Here is a 26,838-nt window from a genome sequence, read left to right as displayed (position 1 = left end):
AGCGATCGAAGCATCGCGCCACGCCACGGGAAACGCGTGCCGCCGCATCGTGATGCGGGCGGCACAAGCAAGGCGGTCGACGAGCAGGCGGCCCCGTCAGGAGACACGACATGGGCGTGGGCATGCAGATCGCCTGCCTGGGATTCACGGGGGCCGCCGCGGTGGAAGCCGAGGCCGGCGCGCAACTGGTGCGCCTCGAACGGTTCCGCGCGCTGATCGACGGCTGCCACCTCGCGATCGAATCGCGCGCGGCGACCGACGGGGCGCGGCTGTACGACGTGCGGCTCGACCTGGTGATGCACGACGCGGCGCTCAGGCCGCTGCCGCCGTGCGTCGGCAATGACGTCGACGATGCGCTGCGCCGCGCCTTCGCACAGGCCGAACAGGCGCTGATCGCATGGCAGGCGGGCGGCGCAACGGTGGCGCTGCGCGGATGATCCGGTGTCGCGCGTCAGACCCGCGCGAGCGCTTGCGCGTCGATGATGCGCACGCGCTTGCCGCGCGTTTCGACCAGCGCTTCGCGATGGAATCGCGAGAACATCCGGCTGACGGTTTCGAGCTTCATCCCGAGATAGCAGCCGATCTCCTCGCGCGTCATCCGCAGGTTGAACTCGGTCGCCGAATAACCGCGCGCCTCGAACCGCGACGACAGGTTCAGCAGGAAATGCGCGACGCGCTGTTCGGCCGACATCGTGCCGAGCAACAGCATCTGGCTCGATTCGCGGACGATCTCGCTGCTCAGCATCTGGTAGAGGAAGTGCTGCATCGGCTTCATCTCGCGGCACGCCGCTTCGAGCGCGCCGAACGGGATGATGCACACGACGCTGTCTTCCAGCGCGATCGCGTCGCAGCAATGCTGCCCGCCGCCGATGCCGTCCATGCCGAGCGTTTCACCGGCAATCTGGAAACCCGTCACGTGCTCGCGGCCGTCGCGATGCATCATCACCGTCTTGAACGAACCCGCGCGCACCGCATAGATGCTCTGGAACGGATCGTCGATGCGGAACAGCGCGTCGCCCTGGCGAACCTGCCGGGTCGTGCAGATGATCGCGTCGAGGCGGCCGTATTCGGCGGCCGTCAGGTGCGGCGGCAGGCACATCGAGCGCATCGCGCAGGCCGAGCAGCGGGCGGCCGGATGCTTGGCGGCGTCGGCGCGCGCGACCGTGCGCAGCGGAATCGTGGGCCGGGGTACGACGGAGACGTCGGCGGCGCAGGCGGTGGCTGTGGACATAAGTCACTCCGGCTCGTCAGGGGCGGTGCACGCGAGCGTGCACCAGGGATTCGATGACACGGCATGCGGCGTCGAATTCGACGGTCTTGTCGAAGAAGTAGTCGGCTCCCGCCGTCGCGCATGCCTCTCTGAATGCCGGTGCCGAGTGATTCGTCAGCACGATCGTGACGATGCGCGGCGCGACCTTCGACAGCATCCCGATCAGGTCGAGGCCGCTGCCGTCCGCGAGCCGCACGTCGACGATCACGACCTCCGCCCGGCTGCTGCAGATGTGCGTCCACGCGTCCTGGCCGTCTTCCGCTTCGCCCACGACGGCGACGCCGCGGATCGCGCCGACGAGCAGCGCAATGCGCTGCCGGACGGCGACGGCGTGATCGACGAGAAACACCCTGAGCGCGGCGGGTGACAGGCTGGCATTCATGCCGGCAGTATCGTGTTGCGCCGCCGAAATTGAAATCGGCCGAATTGGAAGTTGGTGTAGGCCGCTTCGACGCGTTGTAGGGCGTTTCCTACAACGCGTACGGGAAACCGCCGGGGCGGCCTCGGCAGTGCGAGGCCGCGTACGCGGCTGAAGGGCGCCGGTGCCCTTCAGCCGGCCGTGCGCGTCGCGAGGGCATCGCGCGCCGTGCGGCACGCGGCCAGATCCCACGCGGCACAGCCGACACTCTTGAACAGCAGCGGGCCGCCGCGCGTGAAGGTGCCGTTCAGCACGTCGGCGAGCGACGCGACGTGCTGCCAGTCGACCCGCGCGACGATCAGGTCGCCGGCTTCGTGGCGCGCGCCGGCCGGATCGTCGACGACGAGCCGGCTGCCGTGCACCGTGTTCGCGTCGATCTCGGCGGCATCCGCGGTGAACGCGCCGACGCCGACCACCAGCCGGCCTTCGCGCGCGGCTTCCCGGTAGACGGGCGTGCGGCTCGTCGTCAGCGTGACGACGACGTCGATCGCATCGGGAATCGCGTCGCCGTCGAGCGGCACGAGCCGCGGCGCCTGCGCGCGGTGGGCCGCGCAGAACGCGGCCGCGCTGCCGGCGCTCGTGCCACGCACGTGGAGGCGCGCTTCCGGAAAGATCGCCGCGAGCGCTTCCGCGTGATTGGCCGCCTGCTTGCCGGTGCCGATCAGCAGGATGTCGCGCGGCGCGGCGCCGTGCAGCGCCTGGATCCCGAGCGCGGTGACGGCTGCCGTGCGGCGGCCGGTGACCGTCGGGCCGTCGAGCGAGAAGCGCATCTCGCCCGTGTTCGCGTCGTACGCGGTCACTTGGCCGAGGATCGTCGGCAGGCCGCGTGCGCCGTTGCCGGGGCATACGTTCACGAGCTTGTGGCTCGCGAGGTCGCGCGCGCTCGACGGCATCGACAGCATGACGCCGCCGGCCTGCAGCGGTACGACCAGGCGCTCGGGGCTGACGATCTCGCCCGCCGCATACTCGGCGACGGCTTGCCTGAGCGTGGCGAGCAGCGCCGGGTAGGCGAGCAGCGCGGCCGTGTCGGCCGCATCGAAAACGGGAATCGGGGAAAGGGCAGTCATCGTGTACGTCGCAGGCGTCGGTGAGCGTGAACGACGGGCGCATGCCGCGCCCGCCAGGGGTTGCCGGAAACCGTGACACAGGGCAGTGTGGATCGAATCTATACCACCTGCTGGCGCACCTGCAACCCAGAAAATAAAGCGAACGGCTGATTTTGGTTCTAATATCTGTCCAGAAGGACCGCGGTGGCGCGTTGCCCGTGCCGCTCCGGTATAGTGCGAACCCATTCCAGATCCACGCCCGCGAACGGGCAGGAGCCATACGATGATGTCCGCGCGTCCCGAATCACTCGAAGGCGGTTTCAGGCCGCTGCAGATCTACGAGCAGGTGGCCGAGAAGATCCGCGACGAAATCCGCGCCGGCCGCTATGCAGCCGAGTCGCGGCTGCCGTCCGAGCGCGAACTCGCGGGGCTGTTCCAGGTCGGCCGGCCGGCCGTGCGCGAAGCGCTGGGCGCGCTGCAGAACGAAGGGCTCGTGTTCACGAAGCGCAATTCGGGCACCTATGTGGTCGCGGCGCCGCTCGACGTGCTCGCGCAGCGCGGCGACACGCGCACGGCGTCGGAGGCCGACTTCAGCCCGACGTCGACGCTCGACGTGCGGCTGATCCTGGAGCCCGCGATCGCGCGTCTCGCGGCTGCCCATGGCCGCGCCGATCCCGGTGCCGAGCGCTATCTCGCGCAGATGGAAACCATCACCGACGTCGACGATCCGCACCAGCGCGCGCTCTGGAACGAGAGCGACCGGCTGTTCCACCGGCAGCTCGCGCTGATGACGGGCGACGCGCTGATGGTGAAGATCGCCGACGAAGTCGCGAAGACGATGGACCAGCCGCTGTGGAAGCGCCTGAAGGACGACGGCATCTACGACGCGGGCCGGATCCGGCTCTACGTGTCCGAGCACCGGCTGATCTACGAGGCGATCGTGTCGGGCGACGCCGATGCGGCCGCGTTCTATGTCGAGCAGCACATCCGCCGTGTACGGCGGGACATCGCGCCGAAGTAGGCGCGCCGCCGCGCGAATTCGTTCTGGTCTTAAATATGACCAAAATCCCGGAATTATTTTGAAATTGCTTGCGATGTGACCACGCGTGTCCTACATTGGTTTCACACAAAACCAATCAGGAGACACCATGCGACACCTCGTTACCGCGCTCTCGGTGGCCGTTGCCGCCGGCGCGCTGACTTCCGCGTACGCGCAGGAAGTCGTGATGATCGGCCATTCGGCGCCATTGACGGGCCCGCAGGCCGCGAACGGCAAGGACAATGAAAACGGCGCGCGGCTCGCCGTCGACGAACTCAACAAGGCCGGCATCAAGGTCGCCGGCAAGGCCGTCACGTTCAAACTGGTTTCCGAAGACGACCAGGCCGATCCGAAGGCCGGCGTGCAGGTCGCGCAGAACCTCGTCGACAAGGGTGTCGTCGCGGTGCTCGGGCCTTACAACTCGGGCGTCGCGATCCCCGCGTCGCGCGTGTACTCCACTGCGGGCGTGCCGATCCTGCCGGTCGCGTCGAACCCGGCGCTGACGAAGCAGGGCTTCAAGAACATCTTCCGGATCGGCGCGAGCGACGAGCAGCTCGGCGGCACGATGGCCACGTTTGCGGCCAGGACGCTGAATGCGAAGACGGCCGCCGTGATCGACGATCGCACCGCGTATGGGCAAGGCGTCGCCGAGCAGTTCATGAACGTCGCGAAGGCGAACGGGATCAAGATCGTCGACCAGGAATACACGAACTCGTCGGCCACCGACTTCCTCGGCATTCTCACCAAGATCAAGGCCGGCAACCCCGACGTGATCTTCCTCGGCGGCTACGCGGCGCAGGGCGCGCCGATGGCCAAGCAGATGAAGCAGCGCGGGCTGCGCGCGAAGCTGCTCGGCGGCGACGGCATCTGCTCGGCCGACATGGGCAAGGTCGCGGGCGACGCCGCGTCGATCGTCTACTGCGCGCAGGGCGGCGTCGCGCTCGAGAAGACGGCGGCCGGCCGCGAATTCCTGAAGAAGTACCACGACACGTATCACACCGATACGCAGGTCTACGGCGTCAACTACTACGACGGGATGAAGCTGCTCGCCGACGCGATGGTCAAGGCCGGCACGACCACCGACAAGGCGAAGTTGATCGCGCAGCTCGCGAAGTCGAACTATACGGGTGTCGCCGGCACCTATTCGTTCGACGCAAACGGCGACCTGAAGGGTGCGCCGACCACCGTCTACGTGATCCGCAACGGCCTGCCGGAGCCGTATTCGAAGTAAGTGCGCCACTGCCTGTGACCGGACGGCGGCCGGCCCGCCGTCCTTCGTTTCAACGCATCCGATTCGACATGAAAATTTCCCGATCCCTTTCCACCGTCGAAGTCCATACGGGCGGCGAAGCGTTCCGCATCGTCACGAGCGGGCTGCCGCGGCTGCCCGGCGACACGATCGTCCAGCGCCGCGCGTGGCTCAAGGAGAATGCCGACGAGATCCGCCGTGCACTGATGTTCGAACCGCGCGGCCATGCCGACATGTACGGCGGCTACCTGACCGAGCCGGTCTCGCCGAATGCCGATTTCGGCGTGATCTTCGTGCACAACGAAGGCTACAGCGACCATTGCGGCCACGGCGTGATCGCGCTGTCGACGGCCGCGGTCGAACTCGGCTGGGTGCAGCGCACGGTGCCGGAAACGCGGGTCGGCATCGACGCGCCGTGCGGCTTCATCGAGGCGTTCGTGAAGTGGGACGGCGAGCATGCGGGGCCGGTGCGCTTCGTCAACGTGCCGTCGTTCATCTGGCAGCGCGACGTGTCGGTCGAGACGCCGTCGTTCGGCACCGTGACCGGCGACATCGCCTATGGCGGCGCATTCTATTTCTACGTCGACGGCGCGCCGTTCGACCTGCCGGTGCGCGAGCCGGCCGTCGAGCAACTGATTCGATTCGGCGCGGAAGTGAAGGCCGCCGCGAACGCGAAGTACCCGGTCGTGCATCCGGAGATCCCGGAGATCAACCACATCTACGGCACGATCATCGCGAACGCGCCGCGCCATCCGGGCTCGACTCAGGCGAACTGCTGCGTGTTCGCGGATCGCGAGGTCGACCGCTCGCCCACGGGCTCCGGCACCGGCGGCCGCGTCGCGCAGTTGTACCTGCGCGGGCAGCTCGCGGCGGGCGACACGCTCGTCAACGAATCGATCGTCGGCACGGTCTTCAAGGGGCGCGTGCTCCGCGAAACGTCGGTCGGCGACATCCCGGCCGTGATCCCGGAAGTGGAGGGCAGCGCGCATATCTGCGGGTTCGCCAACTGGATCGTCGACGAGCGCGATCCGCTCACTTACGGATTCCTCGTGCGCTGAACAGCGGCGCCGATCGGCCGCCGTCGCGCGGTTTTCCGGTTGCAGTACCAGGTTTGGCGCGTCGTTCCCGTTGCGGGGCACGCGCCTTTTTTGCGTGCGAAACGCCGGCCAGGGCGCGCGGTGCATGCGCGTGCAGCGCCGCTGCCGGCCGGCGCACCGCACGAGTTTGGTACGATGCACCCTTTTCAGCCGAGCTCCACCCGCGTGAATCGCCGAAACGTGTCGTCAGTGCGTGCTTTCTGTGCCAGATGGGTCGCGCGCGCCCAACCCGTCGCGGCTGCCGCCGCCGCACGGGTCAAGCCTCTCGCCGCCGCCGTGTGGCACCATGTCCGCCACCCGACGCGCCGTGGCGTGCTGCTCGCGGGCGCGGCCGTGCCGGCGCTGTTCGTGGTGTACGTGGTCGTGCTGATTCCGTTCACGCCGGGCATCGGCGACATCCGCAAGGCGCGCGTCGACCAGCCCGCGCAGGTGCTGTCCGCCGACGGCAAGCTGCTGGCCGAATTCAAGCCGTCGAACCGCGAGTGGGTGTCGCTCAAGCAGATCTCGCCGCACATGGTCGACGCACTGATCGCGACCGAGGATCACCGCTTCTACGAGCATCATGGCCTCGACTGGAAGCGCACGGCGTCGGCCGCGCTCCATACGTTCTCGGGCAGCCGCCAGGGCGGCTCGACGATCACGCAGCAGCTCGCACGCAACCTGTATCCGGACGAGATCGGCCGCGCACCGACGCTCACGCGCAAGGTCAAGGAGGCGATCACCGCGCTGAAGATCGAGGCGGTCTACAGCAAGGACCAGATCCTCGAGACCTACCTGAACACGGTGCCGTTCCTGTACAACGCGTACGGCGTCGAGATGGCCGCGCGGACCTATTTCGACAAGTCGGCCGACGAGCTCGACGTGCTCGACAGCGCGACGCTCGTCGGGATGCTGAAGGGCAACAGCTACTACAACCCGGTGCTGAACCCCGAGCGCGCGCTGCAGCGCCGCAACACGGTGCTCGGCCAGATGGTGAAGTACGGCAAGCTGTCGCCCGCGCAGTTCGCGCAGTTGCAGCGCCGGCCGCTGCGCATCGACTTCGAGCGCCAGAAAGAGCCGCCGGGGCCGGCGCCGCACTTCGCGCAGCAGTTGCGCAAATGGCTGATCGCGTGGGCCGACCGCAACGACTACAACATCTATTCGGACGGGCTGATCGTGCGCACGACGATCGACTCGCGGCTGCAGCAGATGGCGACGCAGGCGCTCACGCTGCAGGGCAATCAGTTGCAGGGCATCGCGAACAACGCGTGGAGCGGCCGCGAGGGCTGCGGCACCGACAACGAGGTGTACCGCACCTTCATGCGCGAGTCGCCCGAGTACAAGGCCGCGCAGGACGCCGGCAAGGACGACGCGGCCGCGATGAAGCTGCTCGCGGCCGACCGCGGCTTCATGCGCGCGCTGTGCAAGGCGAAGACCGACGTGCAGGCCGGCTTCCTCGCGATCGATCCGCGCGACGGCGCGATTCGTGCGTGGGTCGGCAGCCGCGATTTCACCAGCGAGCCGTTCGACCACGTCGCGCAGGCGCGGCGCCAGCCGGGCTCGACGTTCAAGCCGTTCGTCTATGGCGTCGCGTTCGCGAGCGGAATGAAGCCGGACGACACGTTCGTCGACCAGCCGGTCGAGATCCCGCTGAAGGGCGGCGAGATCTGGCGGCCGAACGACGACGTGCCGCCTACGGGCAAGCCGATGACGCTGCGCGACGCCGTCGCGCTGTCGCGCAACCGGATCACCGCGCAGGTGATGGAGAAGGTCGGGCCGGCTGCCGTCGCGCGGCTCGCGCGCGACATGGGCGTGCGTGAAAGCCCGCTCGAACGCGTGCCGTCGCTCGCGCTCGGCACGAGCCCCGTCACGCTGAAGGAGATGGTCGCGTCGTACGCGACGATCGCGAACGGCGGGCTGTACGTCGAGCCGCAGATGGTCACGCGCATCGAGACCCGCCAGGGCGAGGTGCTCGCCGAATACGCGTCGGCGCCGCCCGAGCGCGCGCTCGACGCCGAATCCGACAAGACGCTGCTCGACGTGATGCGCGACGTCGTGACGCGCGGTACCGGCGGCAGCATCCGCACGCGCTTCGGGATCCGCGGCGACGTGGCCGGCAAGACGGGCACGACGCAGGACAACGCGGACGGCTGGTTCATCCTGATGCAGCCGGGCCTCGTCGCCGGCGCGTGGGTCGGTTTCGACGACGGCCGCGTGACGCTGCGCAGCGATTACTGGGGGCAGGGCGCGCACAGCGCGCTGCCGATCGTCGGCGACTTCTTCCAGCGCGCGCAACGCGCCCGGATCGTCGACACGAAGGCGAAATTCGATACTGAGCCCTCGCCCGGCTGGTTCGCCTCGCTGCGCGAGCGCGCGACGGACCTGTTCGACACGTGGTTCCCGCCCGAGTCGAAGAAGGCGCCGGCGTCCGTCAGGACGCAGCGTATCGAGCGTCCGCCCGAGGTCGACGAAGGCGCGGCGTCGGCCGCATCGGCCGCGTCGGCGCCTGAAGTCGCGTCCGGCGGCATCGTCGAGGAATGGGTGCCGGCGTCCGAAGTGGCCGCCTCGGCCGCCGCGTTGTCGGCGGGCGCCTCGCAACCGCAGCCCGCGCAACCGCCGGCGAGCGCCGGCACGACGAGCGGCAGCGGCGCGGGCATCGAGACAGCGCCTCCCGCCGTGCCGGCCCAGCCGTCCGCGCCGCCCGCTCCCGACGCGAGCGGCGCGTCGCAGTAACGAAGCCGTTCAGATTTCGCGCGATGCTGCCGTAATCAAGTTGTCACGACAGCTCGCGCGGTCGTTCCGCGCCTCTCCGATGCGGCTTCCCACCGACTATGTCGCGCTCGTGCGCGACGATCTCTCCGCCGGCGTTCCGCTGGGCTTCGATCTCTACGACGCCGACGGCGCCGCGCTGCTGCCGGCCGGCACGACATTGCGCGACGCCGCGCAGCATGCATTCCTGTTCGACCATTTCCGGCCCGTGCGCCGGCGCGATGACGCCGAAGCCGATCCGCGCGAGCAGGGCGCGGCGGCGCCGGCCACGCGCATGGGGCTGTCGGCGGGCGCCCCGATCGGCATTCGCCGCCGGGTCGGCACGACCCGCGCATTGCAGCGCTGCCGGCTGATCGGCGTCGCTGCGTCGGGTGCGCTGTTCGTCGAGCCGCAGCCGGCGGCCGTGCTCGAATTCGCGCGCGGCGACGACATCGAGGCGGTGGCGATCGGCCGGGCCGCGGTGTCGCGCTTCGGCGCGACGGTCGAGGCCGTGCAGGCATCGGGCGCCGCGCCGTTCATGATCCTGTCGCCGCCCGGTTTCGTCGACCGGCTGCGCACACGCGCGGAGCCGCGTGTGCCGGTGCGGATAGCCGCCTGCTGTGCGGGCGGCGCGGACCAGGCGGAAGGCATCGGGATGGTGCGCGACATCAGCCTGAGCGGGCTGTCGATTGCCGTCGACCGGACGATTGCCGCCGCCGGCGAGTCGCTGCGCGTACTGCTCCCGTACGCGGCGGGCGACCGCGTCGAGCTGCTGGCGCTCGACGGCACGGTACGCGCGGTGCACGCCGACCCGGTGACGCCGGCGCTGACGCTGCATCACGCGGCGTTCGTCGAAACTGCCGATGGCGACCTGGTCCGCCTGAAGGCGCTGCTGTTCGACCGGCTGATGGCGTCGGCGGATACCGATCGCCCGCGCTGACGCGCGGCGGGCGCGTGCCGCGTACCGTATCGCGGTATTCGGTGCGCGAACGTCGATAATCGTCTGATGATTCGGCTTATTTCCGCGAGATTGTACGGTTTCCGTCAACACTGAATTTGCGATTTAAGTATTTACCCTGATAGTCGCGCCTCCTAGACTTCTACTCATGCGCAACGACCCCGAGTCCGAAGCGCCTGACAAAACAATCCTGGAGGTAACGCATCATGAAATCGCTGATCAAGGCAGTTGCACTGGCCGCCCTGGTGGCCGCACCGGTCGTCTCGTTTGCACAGTCGAACCAGCAACCGCTGACGCGCGCACAAGTGCGCGCCGAACTGGTCCAGCTCGAAAAGGCCGGCTACAACCCGAACGACTGGATCAACTACCCGGAAAACATCCAGGCCGCCCAGGCCAAGATCGCCGCCGCGCAGAACACCGGCGCACAAGCCGACGCAACGGGCTACGGCGCGAATGCCGCCGCCACGTCGCAGTCGGGCCAGCGCGTGGTCGTGCCGGCCGCCGCCGATCGCTCGTCGGTATACTTCGGCCACTAAGCCGGCAGGCACCCGCGAGGGTGTCCGGCTCGCCGCTTCCCCCGAACCCGCACACGGTAGCCGCCGTGTGCGGGTTTTGCATTTCCGCGCCCGATCGGCATCACGGTCCGGCATCCGCGTCGGCCGCGTATCGAATGAATGCCTCACGCAATGCCGGCGATCGTCATCAGCGCGGCGCCGCAAGGCGCCGGCTGACAAGCGTCCGCGCGTGCGCTAGCATCGCGGACGGTGTCGCCGCGCGCCGAGGCGCGGCAGGGCAACCGGCCCGCACCGGGTTCCACATTTCAACGAACAACAAGGAGCATCCATGCGTGTCTTGACCGGTCTGTTGTGCTCGCTGGCGCTGCTGGCAAACGTCGCCCATGCGCAGGCGAATTGCGCGGACGCGACGGATCAGGCGGCGATGACGGCATGCGCCGATCGCGCGTACAAGAAATCCGACGGGGAGCTGAACCGCACATACCAGGCCGTCACCGGGCGCCTGCGCGATGCGCGGCCGCTGGCCGACAAACTCGTGAATGCGCAACGCGCGTGGATTGCCTACCGCGATGCCGAGTGCGGTTTCTCCAGCGCGAACGCGGAGGGCGGCAGCGCGTATCCGATGGTCGTGTCGACCTGTCTCGACGATCTGACGAAAGTGCGCACCGAAACGCTGAAGGGCTATCTGTCCTGCGAGGAAGGCGATCTCGCGTGCCCGGTGCCCGGCAAGTAAGCCCCGCGCACCAGTCGCCGGCCACGCTCGCCTTTTGCGGCTAGACGTCGTCCGTTACACGTCGTCCGTTTCGTCGAGCAGCTTGTGCCGCATCGCGTACCGCACCAGCGCCGCTTCGTGCGGCATCTGCATCTTTTCGAGGATCCGCGTCTTGTAGGTGCTGACGGTCTTTGCGCTCACGCACAGCGCGTTCGCGATCTCGGTCAGTGTCTGGCCGGCCGCGATCCGCCGGAACACGTCGAATTCGCGATCGGACAGCCGCTGGTGCGGCAGCGTCTCGGCCGGCTCGTTCAGGCTCTGCGCGAACTGCTCGGCCATCGCGAGGCTCACGTAGACGCCGCCCGACGCCACCTTCGTGACCGCACCGACCAGTTCGGCGCTCGCGCTTTCCTTCGTCAGGTAGCCGGACGCGCCCGCGCGGAACGCACGCACCGCGTATTGCTGTTCCGCATGCATCGTCAGCACGAGCACACGCAGCGCGGGCTTCTCGTCCTTGATCTGCTTGATCAGTTCGACGCCGTTGCGGCCCGGCATCGACAGGTCGAGCACGAGCACCTGCGCGGAGGTCGAGCGCACGAGCGCGATCGTCGACGGGCCGTCGCAGGCTTCGCCGGCCACCTCGAATCCGGTGGCGTTCTGGAGAATGTGCCGCAGACCGTCGCGTACGAGCGTATGGTCGTCGGCGATGAGCACCTTGATCATGTGATGAGCGTTTCCTGTTGGACGGTACTGAGCGGAAAGGCGACGGTGATCGAGAAGCCGCGCGCGAGCGCGGTGTCGATCGTCACGGTGCCGCCCAGCATGTGTGCGCGTTCGCGAATGCCGATCAGGCCGAAGGATTTGTCCTCGTGGGCCGGCGCGCCGGGCGCCGCGCCGCGGCCGTTGTCCGCGACGCGCAGCACGCAGAAGCCTTCCTCGATGTCGAGCCGCAGCGCGACGCGCGTCGCATCCGCATGGCGCGCGACGTTCGTCAGCGCTTCCTGGACGATGCGGAACAGCGTGGTCGCGCCCGCGCTGGTGAAGGTGAGGCCGCCCGTTTCGATGTGACGCTCGACATCGATCCCGTAGCGGTTCGTGAAATCGTTCGCAAGCCATTCGATCGCCGGCACGAGGCCGAGATCGTCGAGCATCACGGGGCGCAGGTCGGCCGCGATGCGCCGCACCGACGCGACCGTCGCGTCGATCAGCCGTCGCATGCCCTGCAGGTGCGTCTGCACGTCCTCGTCGGGTTGCGTGCGGCCGGGCACGCGCAACTGCTGCTCGACGACCGAGAGGTCCATCTTCAGCGCGGTGAGCTGCTGGCCGAGGTCGTCGTGCAGCTCGCGCGCGATCCGCGTCTTTTCTTCTTCGCGCACGTTCTGCAGGTTCGCCGACAGTTCGCGCAATTCCTCGCGCGACTGCTTCAGCGCGTTCTCGGCGCGCTGCCGCTCGGTGATGTCGCGCAGCATCACGGTGTAGAGCTTGCCCGACGCGTCGCGGATCTGCGAGATCGACGCCTCGATCGGGAATTCCTCGCCGTTGGCGCGCAGCCCGAACAGCACGCGCTGACGGCCCATCTGCCGCTCGGACACGCCCGTCACGCCGAACTGGTCGACGTGTTTCGCGTGCGCGGCGCGGAATCGCTCGGGGATGAAGCGCGACAGCGGCGCGCCGATCGCCTCCATCGCGGACACGCCGAACACCTGCTCGGCCATCGGATTGAAGATCACGACCGTCTGCTTCTCGTCGATCGTGATGATCGCTTCCATCGACGAACGGATAATGCCCATCATCCGTGCCTCGTTGAGCATGCCGCGGGTGCTCGCGCCGGCATCGGCGCGGCCGCGCAGCAACGCATGGACGAGCGCCGCGAACGCGAACGACGCGATCAGCCCCGCGGCGAGTACGGTGCCGGCCGCGCGCTGTGCGCCGGTCGCGCTCGGGCGGCCGTCGGCAGAGTAGCGGAGCGTCAGCGCGGTGCCGCCGAAATTCAGCACGTCGGTGCGCCGCATCAGGTCGGGCGACGCCGACGCTTCGTCGGTCGTCGATTCGACACTCACTATCGCGCGCGGATCGCCGCCGGCCGTCATCCACAGGTCGATGCCGCGTTCCGCGTCGAGCGCGCGCTCGACCAGGCGCCGCGGGCTCAGCGCCGCGAACAGCATGCCGTCGACGCCGGCCTCACGCGTGCCGGACGGCGTGACGGCCGCATGCGGCGACGTGGTCACGGGCAGGAACAGCGTCAGCGTGCGGGCGTCGCGGGAAGTATCGTCGTCGGCCGGGTGGACGCCGAGCGCGATGTCGCCGCTCTGCAGCGTGCGTGCGAGCGGCGCGGCGTCGGACGCGCCGAAGCGGACGACCGGCGAATTCGACGCGGGCGCGCTGAGCGTCGCGGCCGCGAGCGGACCGGCCGGCAACGGCTTCGCGCCGGCGAGGGCACTGCGGGCGGCGGGCGACAGCGGCGCATAGCCGATCTGCCGGACCGGCGAGCGGGCGCTGTCGAGATCGAGCGTCTCCGCATAGCGGCGCCATTGCTCGGGCGTCATGCCCGGGACGAGACCGAACGCGCCGCGTGCACCTTCGAGCACGGCGACGCCGGACTGCAGCTCGTGGCGCAGCATCGCGGTCACGTGCGTGGTGCGGCGTTCGAAGCGCGTATGGACGGCGCCTTGCCACTGCTCACGCACCAGCAGCGCGACGCCGAGCGACAGCACGGCGCCGGCGCACAGCGCGACGACGCCAGCCGCGAGCGGCTGGCGTAACATGGTCTGGAGGCGCGTGGGCCGTCGGGCGTCACGCGTTGGGGTTCCACCGGCGGTCATTCAATGATCATTACTGTCGTTCTGGCGGCCCGGGCACTCGGGCCGCGCGGCAAAACCGGGGAAAACTCGCACCGGCTGCGTGCAACGTCTGTTTTCAAGATGAAATTGTGCGCGTTTTACATGTTTTTTGTAATAGGGTCAGCTGAATTTGCGGTGAACGGCGTGAAGCAGCGGGCACGCCGGCCGCGCTTGACGCGCGTCAAGAGGCGCGTCGGCACGTGGGGCAGACTGTTCGGCAGGCAAGCCGGCACCGGGCCGGCTTGCGATAACGGGCCGCCGTGGCGCGATGCGCGACGCGTGCCCGGTCGGAGGGACGGACCATGTACAAGCGGATTTTCGTCGGGCTCGACGGCAGCCCGAGCGCGCGTCTCGCGCTCAACGAGGCGATCCGGATCGCGGCGGCGTCGGGCGGTGAGGTCACCTGCGCGTATGTCGTCGAGCACCGGCCGCAACTCGTCGACGTCGATGCGGGCTTCGCGGCCGAGCGCGACCGCGATGCGGCCGCGACCGATGCCGTGACGCCGGTGCTCGACGACGCGAAAGCGGTGCTCGCGCAGCAGCACGTGACCGGCACCGTGCGCGCGCTCGACGCGTACGGCGAGGATGTCGCCACCGTGCTGATGCGCACGGCGGCCGAAGCAGACGCGGACCTGATCGTGATGGGCACGAGCGGCCGGCACGGCCTGCGCCGGCTGCTGCTCGGCAGCGTTGCGGAATCGCTGCTGCGCGCGGCAGACCGACCCGTGCTGCTGGTTCGCCACAACGAGCCGGGGGCGACGGCGGCCGCGTAGCGCATGCGTCGCGGCGCAGCGGCATGCACCGCCGTGAGCGGCACGCAGCAGCGCCCATCCGTCGGCTGTCTGCCCGATGCAACGCGCGACGCGCTGACCGGCGCGTCGCGTGAAAGCGCGCCTGTCGCCGCAAGCGCGGCGAGCCGGAAGCGGGCGCTCGTGACGCACCCGCATGCCCGCGATTGCACGCGCACGGTTGCATCCCGACACGCAGTTCTGGCAGCATCGACCGGTGTCCGCCTGTTCGCCGTGCGCATGGCCGCGGCGATCGACGCAGGAGCATCCGGCTGGAACCGGTCGAACGGGTGATGAACCCGGCCGGCTGCCGGATGCCGGTTTTCTACCTTACCGACGTCATCCGCCATGCCGATCTCCGCCCCCGACCTGATTCGCCAGTTCGACCTGCAGCCGCATCCCGAAGGCGGCTATTTCCGCGAAACCTACCGCGCGACCGATTCGGTGGTGCGTCCGGCCGACGGTGCGCCACGCGCCGCGTCGACCGCGATCTACTACCTGTTGTGCGACGGCGCGTATTCGTCGTGGCACCGGATCCGCTCCGACGAAGTCTGGCATTTCTATGCGGGCGACCCGATCGAAGTGTGGGTGCTCGACGAGCACGACGGGCTGACGATCCACCGGCTCGGCAACCCGCTCACGCATCCGGGCACGGTGTTCCAGGCGGTCGTGCCGGCCGGGAGCTGGTTCGGTGCGCGCTGCGCGTCGCCCGAGCATGTCGCGCTCGTCGGCTGCACGGTGGCGCCGGGCTTCGAGTTCGCGGAATTCGAGCTGGCCGATGCGGCCGCGCTGGCCGCCGCGTTTCCCGACTACGCGGAACACGTCGCGCGGCTCGCGCAGCGCTCCGACGTGTGACGGTCACGGTCGCGTCACGCCGCGCGCAAAGCCCGTGCCGATCTCCCGTGTTCCGCGCGGTCGAGGCCAAACCCGTTTAGAATGCGCAGGATGCACCGGTCGGTCGCGGACGTGCCGCGGCGGCCGTTGCGCCGCCGTACCGACGGCCCTGTCGCGCGGCCCGCATGTCTTCCAGGAGCGCCGCCGTGTGGCACTTTCCCATCGCTATTCCATCGTCGCTCGGCCCGTGGGCCGTGTTCGCGAGCGTGTTGATCACGCAGCTCGGCGTGCCGGTGCCGGCCGTGCCGATGCTGATTCTCGGCGGCACGATGGCGGCAATGGGGCAGGCGTCGTGGGTCAGCATGTTCGCGGCGGCGATTGGCGCGACGATGCTCGCCGATTCGCTGTGGTTCTTCATGGGCCGCACGCGCGGCCGGCGCCTGCTGAACGGCCTCGTGCGCTTCTCGCTGTCGCTCGACACGACGCTGCGCTTCGCCCGTAACGTATTCGAAAGATACGGCGCGCCGCTGCTCGTGTTGTCCAAGTTCCTGCCGGGCCTCGGCCTCGTGTCGGCGCCGCTGCTCGGCACGACCGCGATCGGCGTCGGCGTGTTCCTGTTCTGGGACCTGGCCGGCGCGTCGCTGTGGGCCGCGTTCTGGCTGGTCGGCGGCGCGGCCATTCACGACCAGATCGTCCAGTTCGTGCTGTGGGTGCGCGCGAGCGGCGGCACGATCCTCGACGCGTTCCTCGCGATCTTCATCACGTTCCTGCTGTACCGCTGGGTGCGCCGCGTGCAGTTCCGCCGCTATCTCGCGCAGGTGCGCATTTCGCCGCCGCAGCTCGTCGAGATGATGACGTCGGACGAGCCGCCGCTGATCTTCGATGCGCGGCCGAAAGCGATCCGCGAGCGCGAGCCGTACCGGATCGCCGGCGCCGTGCCGGTCGATCTCGATTCGCCGGACCTGCTCGACCCGGAAATGCTGAAACGGCCGATCGTCGTTTACTGCGTGTGCCCGAACGAGGCCACGGCCAAGCGCCTGATCGCGAAGATGCAGCGCAAGAAGATGATCCACAACATCCGCGCGCTGAAGGGCGGCCTCGATGCGTGGGAGAAGCACGGTTATCCGGTCGAGCCGCTGCCGGCCGATCTGGATTCGTCGCGGTATTTCGTGCGGCCCGAACACGGCGCGCTCGAAGGCGAATATACGGTGCGGGCGACGTTGTCGAAGTGATGCGGTCAGCGTTGCTGGTTTCGGCGCTCGAGAGCGCATATTTTTCTATCTTGATTTATATATTGTAGGCAAGCGAATTTCGCGGCGCTATCGCCGCTTATCTCGCAATCGTTCGGCTAACAATGTCATGAGCATCCGGTCGCGATCGGTCGATTGACGCTGCATCTAAAACTGCGTCGCACCTATCTCAATAAAATCGCATCCCGCCTCAGAATTAACAATCTGAAAACATTATAAAAATATTAACTATTCAGAACTTTTTAATATCTCTGCCTGCTGGAGCAGGGAAGGCCGATGCTCCTCGCGTCGCGTTAATCATTTCTGACAGTGTGCGGTAATCGCTTCTGCTAGGATCGCGCAGCGGATAAGAGGGGACCAGTTGCGAACACTGTTTCGCAGTCGCGACATGCATGAGAGGCGTTGTCGCTCTGACTATCCGTTGCAAGCGCGTTCAAGACCAGACGGCGAATTACGTTCGGTCTTGGCGACGTTGAATTCAAATAAGACCGCAAGCAGGGGCGCAGTGCGCGTCAACGAAGAATGAACAAGAAATGCTATCGGGTTGTGTTCAATCGCGCGCGGGGCGCGATGATGGTCGTTCAGGAAAACGGTACGTCGCCGCATGCAGCCGGGAATTCCAAAGGCGTGAGCACGCCATCGGGCCTGCGGATCGTTTGGCAACCGATCGCGATGGCGGCTGCATTGCTGTTTGGTGTGCCGCTATTCAGTTTCGCTCAAATCGCACCGACTCCGGGAACGAGCACTCATGTAATTCAGACGCAGAGTGGCATCCCGCAGGTGAATATTGCCGCACCGTCAGGCGCTGGCGTGTCGGTGAACACGTACAACCAGTTCGACGTACAAAAACCAGGCGCGATCCTGAACAACTCGCCGACGATCGTCAACACGCAGCAGGCGGGGATGATCAACGGCAACCCCAATTTCGGTGCGGGCCAGTCTGCGCGGATCATCGTCAACCAGGTCAACAGCAATGCGCCGTCGCAACTGCGAGGTTACGTCGAGGTCGCGGGTAATCGTGCCGAAATGATCTTGTCGAACAGTGCCGGTATTCAGGTTGACGGCGGCGGATTCATCAATACGTCGAGAGCCGTTCTCACGACCGGCACGCCGTATTACGGCGCCGATGGATCGCTCGGTGGATTCAACGTGTCGCGCGGCCTGATTTCCGTCAGCGGTGCTGGCCTGAATGCATCGAATGTCGATCAGGTCGACTTGATTTCGCGCGCAGTGCAGGCCAATGCAGCCATTTACGCAAAGAATCTGAACGTCGTCGCAGGTGCGAACCAAGTCAACCACGACACGCTGGCGGCGACACCGATCGCTGGCGATGGTGCGGCACCGACGATCGCAATCGACGTGAGCCAACTCGGCGGCATGTACGCGAACAGGGTCTTTCTTGTATCGAACGAGAACGGTGTCGGTGTCGCGAACGCCGGGACGATCGCGGCACAAGCGGGCGACCTGACGCTGCAATCCAACGGCCAACTCGTACTCACGGGCAAGACGACTGCGAGCGGAAATCTCACGGCAACCGCAAACAGTGTTCAAAACAGCGGCACGACGTATGCGCAACAGAGCGCAAACGTTTCAGCAGCCGGTACATTGTCGAACAGCGGCACGCTCGCCGCGCAGCAAAATACGACGGTCAGTGCAGGTAGCATCAATTCGACCGGGACGCTCGGCGCGGGTGTAAATAACGATGGTTTCGTCGGGAAAAGCGGCGATCTGAATCTGTCGAGCACCGGCCAATTGACGGCGACCGGCCAGAACGTTGCGGGTGGGAGCGCGTCGATTTCAGGTGCTGCCGTGAGCCTCGCGGGTAGCCAGACGGCGGCGAACGGTAACGTGTCGCTGAGCGCAAGCGCCGGGGATCTGAACCTCTCGAATGCGACAACGAGTGCGCTGGGCGCTCTCAATGCGAACGCAGCGGGTGCGTTGATCAACGATCGCGGCACGCTGTCGAGCCAAGGCAACGCAACGTTGACCGCAGGCAGCATTTCGAATCAAAGCGGCAAGATCTCGGCGCAAGGTCCGCTGAACGTGCAGTCGGACGGCGCAATCGCGAATCAGGGCGGCACGCTGGTTTCGGAAAATGCGATGCAGGTGCGCGGCGGTGCAATCGCGAACAACCAGGGCACGATCCAGAGCGCGGCCGGAATGAATATTTCGGGAAGCGCGTTGGACAACAGCGCAGGTCGCGTTACGTCGCTGAATTCGGACGGTCTGTCCATTACCACGACGGAGCAACTGACGAATGCAGCCGGTACGACCGCACTCGGCGCCCAAGGCGGTGTCATCGGTGGCAACGGCGGCGTGGCGATTCAATCGGGCAGCGTCGTGAACCACGGCGCGGTCAGTGCGCAAACAAATCTGAATGTCGGCACGCAATCCCTCGACAACGGCAGCGGTACGTTGTCGGCTGCACAAAACGCAGTGATCAATGCGGGTGCGCAGTTGACGAACGGTTCTGGCAGCATCACGGCCAGACAGTCCGCGACCGTGAATGCCGCGACGCTGAGCAACGATGCGGGTTCGGTACAGGCAGCGCAGTTGTCGCTCGGGGCGACGAATTTATCGAACCACGGCGGCACCATGACACAAACCGGGACCGGCGCAATGAATGTCGCCGTCTCGAACACACTCGATAATTCGAGCAACGGCGTTATTCAGACCAACAGCACCGACCTGAACCTGACGCCCGCAACGCTGATCAACGACCACGGGAAAATTACTCACGCCGGAAGCGGTGCGCTGTCGATTTCGACTGGCGCATTGTCGAACCAAGGCGGCACGATCGCGACCAATGGCGCGTTGAGCCTGAAAGCTGCAGCCGTATCGAATAGCGCAGGTACGCTGGCCGCGCAGCGACAGGCGGCGCTCGATGTGCAGTCGCTCGATAACCATGCGGGCGGCTACGTCGGTGCGGACAGCATTGCGTTGAAGGCTCAAGGCGCTATCGATAACCGTGCGGGCACGCTCGAAGCGAACAACGGCGTTTCAGTGACGGCCGACAGTCTCGCGAATGATGGAGGTTCGCTTAAAAACGTGGGCGCGAGCGCGCTGTCGGTTACGACGACGAATGCGCTGACCAACACCGCGAACGGCACGATCGGCGGCAACGGTGATGTATCGGTGACTGCTGGCAGTGTCGATAATTCGAACGGGTCGCTGCTGGCGGCGCAATCGCTGTCCGTGCAGTCGAACGGTCAAATTGCGAATAGCGCTGGTCTTGTTCAGTCGAATGGCAATCTGTCGCTTCGCGCGCAAGGTGCCGTGATTAATAACGCGGGCCAAATTGAAGCGAACGGCGCAACATCCATGCTCGCCGTCTCGAGTTCCAGCGTTGACAACAGCGACGGACGTATCGCGAATATCGGCAGCGGTGCAACGACGATCGATGGCGGCGCGTCGATCACGAACACGAACGCGTCCGGCAAAGCGGGGGCGGGCACGATCGGCGGTAATGGCGATGTTACGCTGACCGCCCAAACGTTGACGAATGCACAAGGCGGTCAGACGCTCTCCGGCCACGATCTGACGTTGAACGTTGCAGATAACGTAAGTAATGCGAGTGGTGTACTGTCGGCCGCGAACAACCTCAAGCTGAGCGCGGCAAACGCTGCGTTGTCGAATCAGGCCGGATCGATCCGTGCAAACGGCGCACTGTCGTTGAACACGGCATCAATCGATAACACGTCCGGCAAAATCGGCAACGACGCAGGCAGTGGCGGCAGTATTTCAATCCAGACCGGCACGTTTTCCAACCAGAACGGCGTTATCGGCAGCGATCAGGACCTGACGTTGACCGCGAGTGCGTTGAGCGGTGATGGATCGATCGTAGCGGGCCGAAATGGTGTGGTGACGCTCGGTAGCGACTACACGCAGACCACGGCGAATAAGTTGCATGCAAACGGTGACCTCACGTTTTCCACGTCGGGCAAGCTGACGAACCAAGGCGTGCTGGATGCGAACGGCGCACTGACGGTGAATGCTGCGAGCGTGGAGAATCACGCAGGCGCTGATCTGAATTCCAGCACGACGACGGTCAACGCGAACGGCGGCACGATCGATAACGCAGGTCGCATCGAAGGCGATACGGTTACGACCAACAGCACGACGCTGAACAACACCGCGACGATCATCGGCCGCGAAGTCACCGCCAATGCGAGCACGATCAACAATAGCGGTGCAGCGGCGGTGATCGCCGCAGCCGAACGGGTGAATTTGTACGCGTCCAACCAGTTGTCGAACACGGGCGGCGCGAATGTCTTCAGCGTTGGCGATATCAATATCGCCGCGAGCGGTCAGCGGGACGCGAACGGGTTTCTCGCGAACCGTACGCAAAATGTCTTGAACGATCAGTCCACGATCGAAGCGCAGGGTAATGTCGAGCTCGCAGCCGGTACGTTCACGAATACGCGTCCGGCTCCCGTGGTGACCACTGAAACCACGAGCACGACGAGCAAGCACGAAACCAAGCGTCAGAAGTACATCGTGTGCGCGACGATGAATGCGGATCCGAACGGCGGATGCTCGCAGGCAATGTGGGTCAACGGCTACAAGACGCCACTCACGTCAACCTATAGCCCTTCTCAGGTTGTATCGGAAACGTCCGGGCCTAGCGCGACTGACAAGGTGTTGGTCGTGAACGTGAACGGCAAGCAGCAGACGATTTACTACAACACGCTGACGACCAATGCGGACGGTACGGTTACGGTCAACTATTGGGATGCGTACGATCCGCGCGTCAACTACGTTCCGGATTCGGAATACAAGACGCGCAGCGATGGCCACAACGGTTATCAGCGTGTCGAAATTTGGCGCGACACGACGACCACGGTTCAGCAGGACAAGATTGCAAGCCAGGCGCAGCAAGCGCAACTCGTGGCGGGCAACAACATCGTGATGAAGAACGTCGGCACGATCAACAACGAATACAGCTCGATCGCGGCGGGCGGGTCGATCAAGATCGGCGATTCGGATGTGTCCGGCAGTGCAGGGTCCGGCAGCTACGGCGGTACGGTCGTGAACAACGTTGGGCGGACACTGTATCAGTATCAGACCGACAACATCGTATCGATGTACGCGTGGAACGAGGATACGACGCAGGATCGCGGCACGATCGTTCAGCCTTCGAAGGTGTACACGCCGGTTGCCATTGGTGGAACAGGCGGCACGATCATCGCCAACCAGTCGGTGATCATCGACGCGAAGGATGTCAACAACCAGAACGTCACCGCGCAGAATTCTTCGACTGGCGCAACCGGCGGCACGCTTGGAAATAATTCGGCCAATGCGGGCGTATCTGGTGGCAAGCTGACCCCGGTCGGTGCCGCAGGCGGCTCATCGACACCGGTTGGCGCGCAGCAATCGGTCGCGAATGCGTCGGGCGCACTGCCGATCACGTTGCCGACGAGCGGTCTTTATTCGATTCACGATGCACCCGGCCAGCCGTACTTGATCGTGACCGATCCGCGCCTGACGAGCTATACGAACTTCATTTCGAGCGACTACATGCTCGGCCAGTTGAACCTGAACCCGGCGAGCATCGAAAAGCGCCTCGGTGACGGGATGTATGAGCAGCAGATGGTGCGCAATCAGATCACGCAACTGACGGGCCGCACTTTCTTGCCGGGTTACGCGAGTGCCGAGGATGAATATCGTGCGTTGATGACGAACGGGGCGAATTACGCAAAAGAGTTCGGCCTGGTGCCGGGGATGGCACTGACGGCCGCGCAAATGGATGCGCTGACGAGCGATATCGTGTGGCTGGTCGATCAGACAGTAACGTTGCCGAACGGCGGCACGACGCACGTGCTGGCGCCTGTCGTCTACATGGCGCAGACGCATGCGAACGATCTGCAACCGACTGGTGCGTTGATCGCAGCGGATGATGTGGAAATTCATGCGACGGGTAGCGCAACGAATTCCGGCGTGATCAAGGGCGGAACGAAAACCGTGCTGACGGCGACCGACATTTTGAATCGTGGCGGTACGATTGCGAGCAGCGGCACGAACGGCGCGACGGTCGTGTCGGCGAGCAACGATGTGGTCAACGCGTCGGGTCAGATTACCGGCAATCGGGTTGCCGTTCTGGCAGGTCGCGATATCGTCAACACGACGCTGGTTGATGCCGTGGGCGCAACTGGCGCATCCGGTGCAAGCAAGGTCAGCACGAGCCTGATCGGCCAGCAAGGCACGATCGCGGCAACGGGTGATCTTGCCGTTCAGGTTGGTCGCGACCTGACGCTTCATGGTGCAAATCTGTCGGCTGGCGGCGATGCGATGGCAATGGCTGGCCGTAACATCAACATCGATACGGTTCAGTCAACCACGAACCAATCGATGAGATTGAACGATCAACGGCATTGGGAAGAATCCGCCACGAAAAATGTGGCGAGCGGCATCAAGGCAGACGGCAATCTTGTCATGCAGAGCGGAAACGATACGACGCTCAAGGGTGCGACCGTTTCGGCCGGCAAAGATTTGTCGGTGATGGCTGGAGGCAATCTCACAGCGACGACGGTCGCCGATACCACCAAGCTCGATAACGTCGCGACCGACGGGCGCGCACGCAAGGAAGTCGATCATACCTACGACGAAACCGCTGTCGGCACGACCTTCTTGGCTGGTCGCAATGCAGCATTGTCGGCCATCAACATCGCTGATGCGTCGAAAGGCAATGTCACTTTGACGGGCTCGTCGGTTACGTCGGGTACCAACAGCGCGACGCCGGGCGGTGTGACGATTGCCGGCAGCGGTAACGTGACGATCAACGAAGGCCGCGAGGAACACGACAGCTACAAGAACGTCCAGACGAAGCGCGGCAGTTTCGTATCGGGTTCGACCACCAAGGAATCGCACGACACGCAAGCTAACATCGGTGTCGCGAGCACCGTATCGGGCGATACCGTCAGGATTCAGTCCGGCAAGGACATCACGGTTCAGGGCAGCAACGTTGTCGGCACAAACGATGTCGATCTGAACGCAGCGCGTGACGTCAGAATCACGACTTCGCAGGATACGTTGAAGTCGGCGAACAGCTTCGAGAAAAAGGAATCGGGCCTCATGTCGAACGGAGGCATGTCGGTTTCGATCGGCACGCGCTCGATGACGGATCAGCAGCATTCGACGGAAGTCACGAACACCGGCAGCATGGTCGGTTCCTTGAACGGGAATCTGAATGTGACCGCCGGAAGCAACCTGAACGCTACCGGTAGCACGTTGCACGCAGGTAATGACGTGTCGCTCGAAGGCAAGACTGTCAAGATCGATTCGGCTTACGACACGATGAGTCAGGCGGAACAGCAGCAATACAGACAGGCTGGCGTGACGGTCGGCGTGACCAGCCCCGTCATCGCCTTGGCACAGACCGGCAGGCAAATGGTCGAAGCGGCCGGCAAAACCAAGGGCGATGCACGTCTGACCGCGCTGGCGGCCGCAACGACGGGCCTCGCTGCGAAGAACGCCTATGATGCAACGGGCGGCGGCGATCCGTCGGCACTCGGCAAGACCGTCGGTATCAATATTTCCGTCGGCGCGAGCAAGAGCGACAACCAGTCGCAATCGCAAGCGAGTACGGCAGTCGGTAGTACGGTGTCGGCTGGCCGCAACGTATCGATAAAGGCAACGGGCGCTGGTGCCGATAGCAATATCGACGTGATCGGTAGTACGATTTCGGCCGGTGGCAACGCCAAGCTTGCCGCAGACGGCAAGGTGAATCTGGAAGCGGCTGAAAGTACCAGCAGCCAGTCATCGAAGAATAGTGGCGGAAGCTTCGGTGTCGGCGTGTCGATTGGGGGCGGCAAGCAGAATGGGATTGCATTCACGGCTGGCGTCGCGGGCAATCGAGGAAACACCGATGGCAATTCAACCGCTTGGACGAATACGCACGTCACGGCAGGCGACACGCTGACGATTCAATCCGGCGGCGATACGAACATCAAGGGCGCGGTCGCGTCCGGCAAGCAAGTCGTCGCGGACGTGGGCGGCAACCTGAACGTCGAGAGCTTGCAGGACACTGACCATTACAATTCGAAGCAACAAGGCGCAGGCGTATCGGTCAGCGTGTGCGTGCCGCCGTTGTGCGCCGGCCCGTCGAGTGTATCGGGCAACATCAGTCAGCAGAAGATGAACAGCGACTACGCGTCCGTCGCCGAACAGTCGGGCATCAAGGCTGGCGACGGCGGTTACCAGGTCGATGTAAAGGGTAATACGGACCTGAAAGGCGGCGTGATCGCGAGTAACGACAAGGCTGTACAGGACGGCAAGAACAGCCTGACGACGGCGACGCTGACGACGAGCGATATCCAGAATCACGCGTCGTACGACGCGTCGTCGGTCGGGATTTCTGGCGGTTACGGCGGCGGCATCGGCAAGAACCAAATGGGAACGGCTGATAACGTAAATCCGGTTGCCGGCACGAACCTCCCGGATCGCGGCGGATTTTCCGCTACTCCCCCGATTGCGCTGAGCGCATCGGACAATGCGAGTTCAACCACGCGTAGCGGGATCAGTGGCGGTTCGCTCAAGATCACCGACAACGCGAAGCAACAGCAGATGACCGGCAAGTCCGCCGACGAGACAGTCGCGAGCGTCAATCGTGATACGTCGAATACGGGCGGCACGCTCGCGCCGATTTTCGACAAGGACAAGGTGCAGGCCGGGTTTGATATCACCAGTCAGTTCATCAATCAGGCTGGCACGTTTGTCGATAATCGGTTAAAGGAAGCGGATGCAGCAAAAGCAGCATCGAAGAATCTCGACCTGACGCCCGAACAACGGGCAGCAGCTCAGCAGAAAGCCGATCAGTTGATGGCAGATTGGGGGCCGGGTGGGACCTACCGGCAGGTACTGTCGGCGTTGACGGCAGCAGCAGGCGGTAACGTTACGGGTAGCAGCGGACAGTTTGTTCAAGCCGGCGTCGTGAACTACTTGCAACAACAGGGCGCGTCGTACATTGGTGATCTTGTCAAGACGGGCGCGGTCACAGAAGGCAGTCCGCTGCACGCAGCAATGCATGCGATCGTGGCCTGTGCTGGCGCGGCTGCAAGTAGTCAGAATTGTGGCGCTGGTGCGATGGGGGCAGCGACGTCGAGCCTGTTGAGCAATCTGTTCACCGATAGTCCGAACGAAACCGCGACGGAGAAGCAGGCCAAGGGGAACCTGATTTCCAGTATTGTCGCGGGCGTTGCCACCGCTGGCGGACTGAACGCAGCGACAGCAACGACGGCGGGACAAACGGAAGTCGAAAACAACTTCCTCACGCAGCCTGAGCAGACCGCACGCTCGTTGGCGAAGATCAGTTGTTCGACGGCAGCCGATCCGTCGGTGTGTAACCAGAAGGTCAAGCAGCAGTATGGCAAGCTCTGGGAAGCGAACGAAGCCAAGGTAAAAGACTGCGCCAGTGCCGACGCATGTAAGGCCGTGCTTACCGATCTTCGGCAGCAGCAAGTCGAATACGGTGCTCGCGAAAACGAACTGCAACAGAAGCTTCGGAATACCGGGAGCCTGTCTGCCGCCGAGATGGACGAGCTGCTGAATCTCAAGTCGTCCGACACGAATTTGATGTCGCTCCGTACTGCAGCGCTTCAGAGCTACACGCGCTATGCTGGCATGGATGCGCTCAAGTCGTTGCAGGGGTCCGAGCTGATTGCGGAGCTTGGAATCGGAGCATCACCGGGTGCCGGCTACGGCGTGGCGGCGGCCATTACTGGCGTTGGACGCAATGGGTTACCCCTGGTTAACGGGCGCTACCCAATTAATAGCAAATACGCGGACCAGCAGTTTCCGATGGACAAGCTGTCGCCTGAGATTCAGCAGAAGTATCCGCAAGGGATTAAATTTAATTCGCAGGGGTTCCCTGATTTTTTGCCCTACGCGAAGGCTAAAACAGACATCAGCAACTTGACGGGCAACTATCGAACTGATGAAGCTCTTGCCAATAAGAAGGTCGGACTATCGGAAACTCCCGAAGGCTATGTTTGGCACCACGTCGAAAATGGTCAGACTATGCTTTTGATACCACAAGACCTCCATAATGCGGTGCGCCACACAGGTGGGTCCGCTGTCCTTCAACCGCCGGGAGATTGA

17 protein-coding genes are annotated in these 26,838 nt (G+C 65.0%); 12 read left to right on the top strand and 5 right to left on the bottom strand.

The annotated features are described in order from the left end of the window. Positions 1–110: 110 nt before the first annotated feature. Complete coding sequence (locus DIE03_RS03950; protein WP_124447683.1) at positions 111–437, top strand: metal ABC transporter ATPase; 327 nt, start codon at positions 111–113, stop codon at positions 435–437. A 14-nt stretch (positions 438–451) separates the two neighbouring features. Here DIE03_RS03950 and DIE03_RS03945 read toward each other — a convergent pair whose 3' ends face one another. From DIE03_RS03945 to lhpI, 3 genes are all read right to left on the bottom strand, one after another. After that, positions 452–1,231, bottom strand: a complete 780-nt coding sequence (locus DIE03_RS03945; RefSeq protein ID WP_124447681.1) for a helix-turn-helix domain-containing protein — start codon at positions 1,229–1,231, stop codon at positions 452–454. 16 nt (positions 1,232–1,247) lie between these two features. After that, complete coding sequence (locus DIE03_RS03940) at positions 1,248–1,652, bottom strand: response regulator transcription factor (RefSeq protein ID WP_124447679.1); 405 nt, start codon at positions 1,650–1,652, stop codon at positions 1,248–1,250. 167 nt (positions 1,653–1,819) lie between these two features. Continuing rightward, entirely contained in the window at positions 1,820–2,755 is a 936-nt protein-coding gene (gene lhpI / locus DIE03_RS03935; RefSeq protein ID WP_124447677.1) for a bifunctional Delta(1)-pyrroline-2-carboxylate/Delta(1)-piperideine-2-carboxylate reductase, read from the bottom strand. Positions 2,756–3,017: 262 nt separating this feature from the next. Between lhpI and DIE03_RS03930 the strand changes: the two genes are divergently transcribed. The 7 genes from DIE03_RS03930 to DIE03_RS03900 all read left to right on the top strand — a co-directional run bounded on the left by DIE03_RS03930 (position 3,018) and on the right by DIE03_RS03900 (position 11,052). Then, positions 3,018–3,755, top strand: coding sequence for a FadR/GntR family transcriptional regulator (locus tag DIE03_RS03930; protein WP_124447675.1), 738 nt, complete (start codon positions 3,018–3,020; stop codon positions 3,753–3,755). Between the two features lie 127 nt (positions 3,756–3,882). Next, the gene (locus DIE03_RS03925) at positions 3,883–5,004 is read left to right on the top strand and encodes a branched-chain amino acid ABC transporter substrate-binding protein (RefSeq protein ID WP_124447673.1); all 1,122 of its coding nucleotides are present in this window, start codon (positions 3,883–3,885) and stop codon (positions 5,002–5,004) included. Between the two features lie 68 nt (positions 5,005–5,072). Continuing rightward, complete coding sequence (gene lhpH, locus DIE03_RS03920) at positions 5,073–6,080, top strand: trans-3-hydroxy-L-proline dehydratase (RefSeq protein WP_124447671.1); 1,008 nt, start codon at positions 5,073–5,075, stop codon at positions 6,078–6,080. 174 nt (positions 6,081–6,254) lie between these two features. Beyond that, complete coding sequence (locus DIE03_RS03915) at positions 6,255–8,831, top strand: penicillin-binding protein 1A (RefSeq protein ID WP_124447669.1); 2,577 nt, start codon at positions 6,255–6,257, stop codon at positions 8,829–8,831. 79 nt (positions 8,832–8,910) lie between these two features. Then, the gene (locus DIE03_RS03910) at positions 8,911–9,786 is read left to right on the top strand and encodes a PilZ domain-containing protein (protein WP_124447667.1); all 876 of its coding nucleotides are present in this window, start codon (positions 8,911–8,913) and stop codon (positions 9,784–9,786) included. Positions 9,787–10,010: 224 nt separating this feature from the next. After that, positions 10,011–10,340: a DUF4148 domain-containing protein gene (locus DIE03_RS03905; RefSeq protein ID WP_124447665.1), complete on the top strand. Its 330-nt coding sequence runs from the start codon at positions 10,011–10,013 to the stop codon at positions 10,338–10,340. 307 nt (positions 10,341–10,647) lie between these two features. After that, positions 10,648–11,052, top strand: a complete 405-nt coding sequence (locus DIE03_RS03900) for a lysozyme inhibitor LprI family protein (protein WP_124447663.1) — start codon at positions 10,648–10,650, stop codon at positions 11,050–11,052. Between the two features lie 54 nt (positions 11,053–11,106). Here the strand turns inward: DIE03_RS03900 and DIE03_RS03895 are convergent, their stop codons facing one another. Further along, positions 11,107–11,754 (bottom strand): response regulator transcription factor, encoded by a 648-nt coding sequence (locus DIE03_RS03895; RefSeq protein WP_124447661.1) that lies wholly within the window; start codon positions 11,752–11,754, stop codon positions 11,107–11,109. Beyond that, positions 11,751–13,853: a PAS domain S-box protein gene (locus tag DIE03_RS03890; protein ID WP_124447659.1), complete on the bottom strand. Its 2,103-nt coding sequence runs from the start codon at positions 13,851–13,853 to the stop codon at positions 11,751–11,753. Before DIE03_RS03890 ends, DIE03_RS03895 begins: the two co-directional genes overlap by 4 nt. Positions 13,854–14,173: 320 nt before the next feature. Here DIE03_RS03890 and DIE03_RS03885 point away from each other — a divergent pair, with 320 nt between their 5' ends. From DIE03_RS03885 to DIE03_RS03870, 4 genes are all read left to right on the top strand, one after another. Further along, entirely contained in the window at positions 14,174–14,644 is a 471-nt protein-coding gene (locus DIE03_RS03885; RefSeq protein ID WP_124447657.1) for a universal stress protein, read from the top strand. 363 nt (positions 14,645–15,007) lie between these two features. Beyond that, positions 15,008–15,514: a cupin domain-containing protein gene (locus DIE03_RS03880; RefSeq protein WP_124447655.1), complete on the top strand. Its 507-nt coding sequence runs from the start codon at positions 15,008–15,010 to the stop codon at positions 15,512–15,514. A gap of 185 nt (positions 15,515–15,699) precedes the next feature. Continuing rightward, positions 15,700–16,725, top strand: a complete 1,026-nt coding sequence (locus tag DIE03_RS03875) for a DedA family protein/thiosulfate sulfurtransferase GlpE (RefSeq protein ID WP_124447653.1) — start codon at positions 15,700–15,702, stop codon at positions 16,723–16,725. 540 nt (positions 16,726–17,265) lie between these two features. Then, positions 17,266–26,838 carry a hemagglutinin repeat-containing protein gene (locus DIE03_RS03870; RefSeq protein ID WP_124447651.1) on the top strand — a complete coding sequence of 3,191 codons (9,573 nt, stop codon included), beginning with the start codon at positions 17,266–17,268 and terminating at the stop codon, positions 26,836–26,838.

It is taken from the genome of Burkholderia sp. Bp8992 (assembly GCF_003853705.1).
GTDB lineage: Bacteria > Pseudomonadota > Gammaproteobacteria > Burkholderiales > Burkholderiaceae > Burkholderia.
Note: the sequence above shows the minus strand (reverse complement) of the source record. Positions and strands in the feature narration are given on the sequence as shown.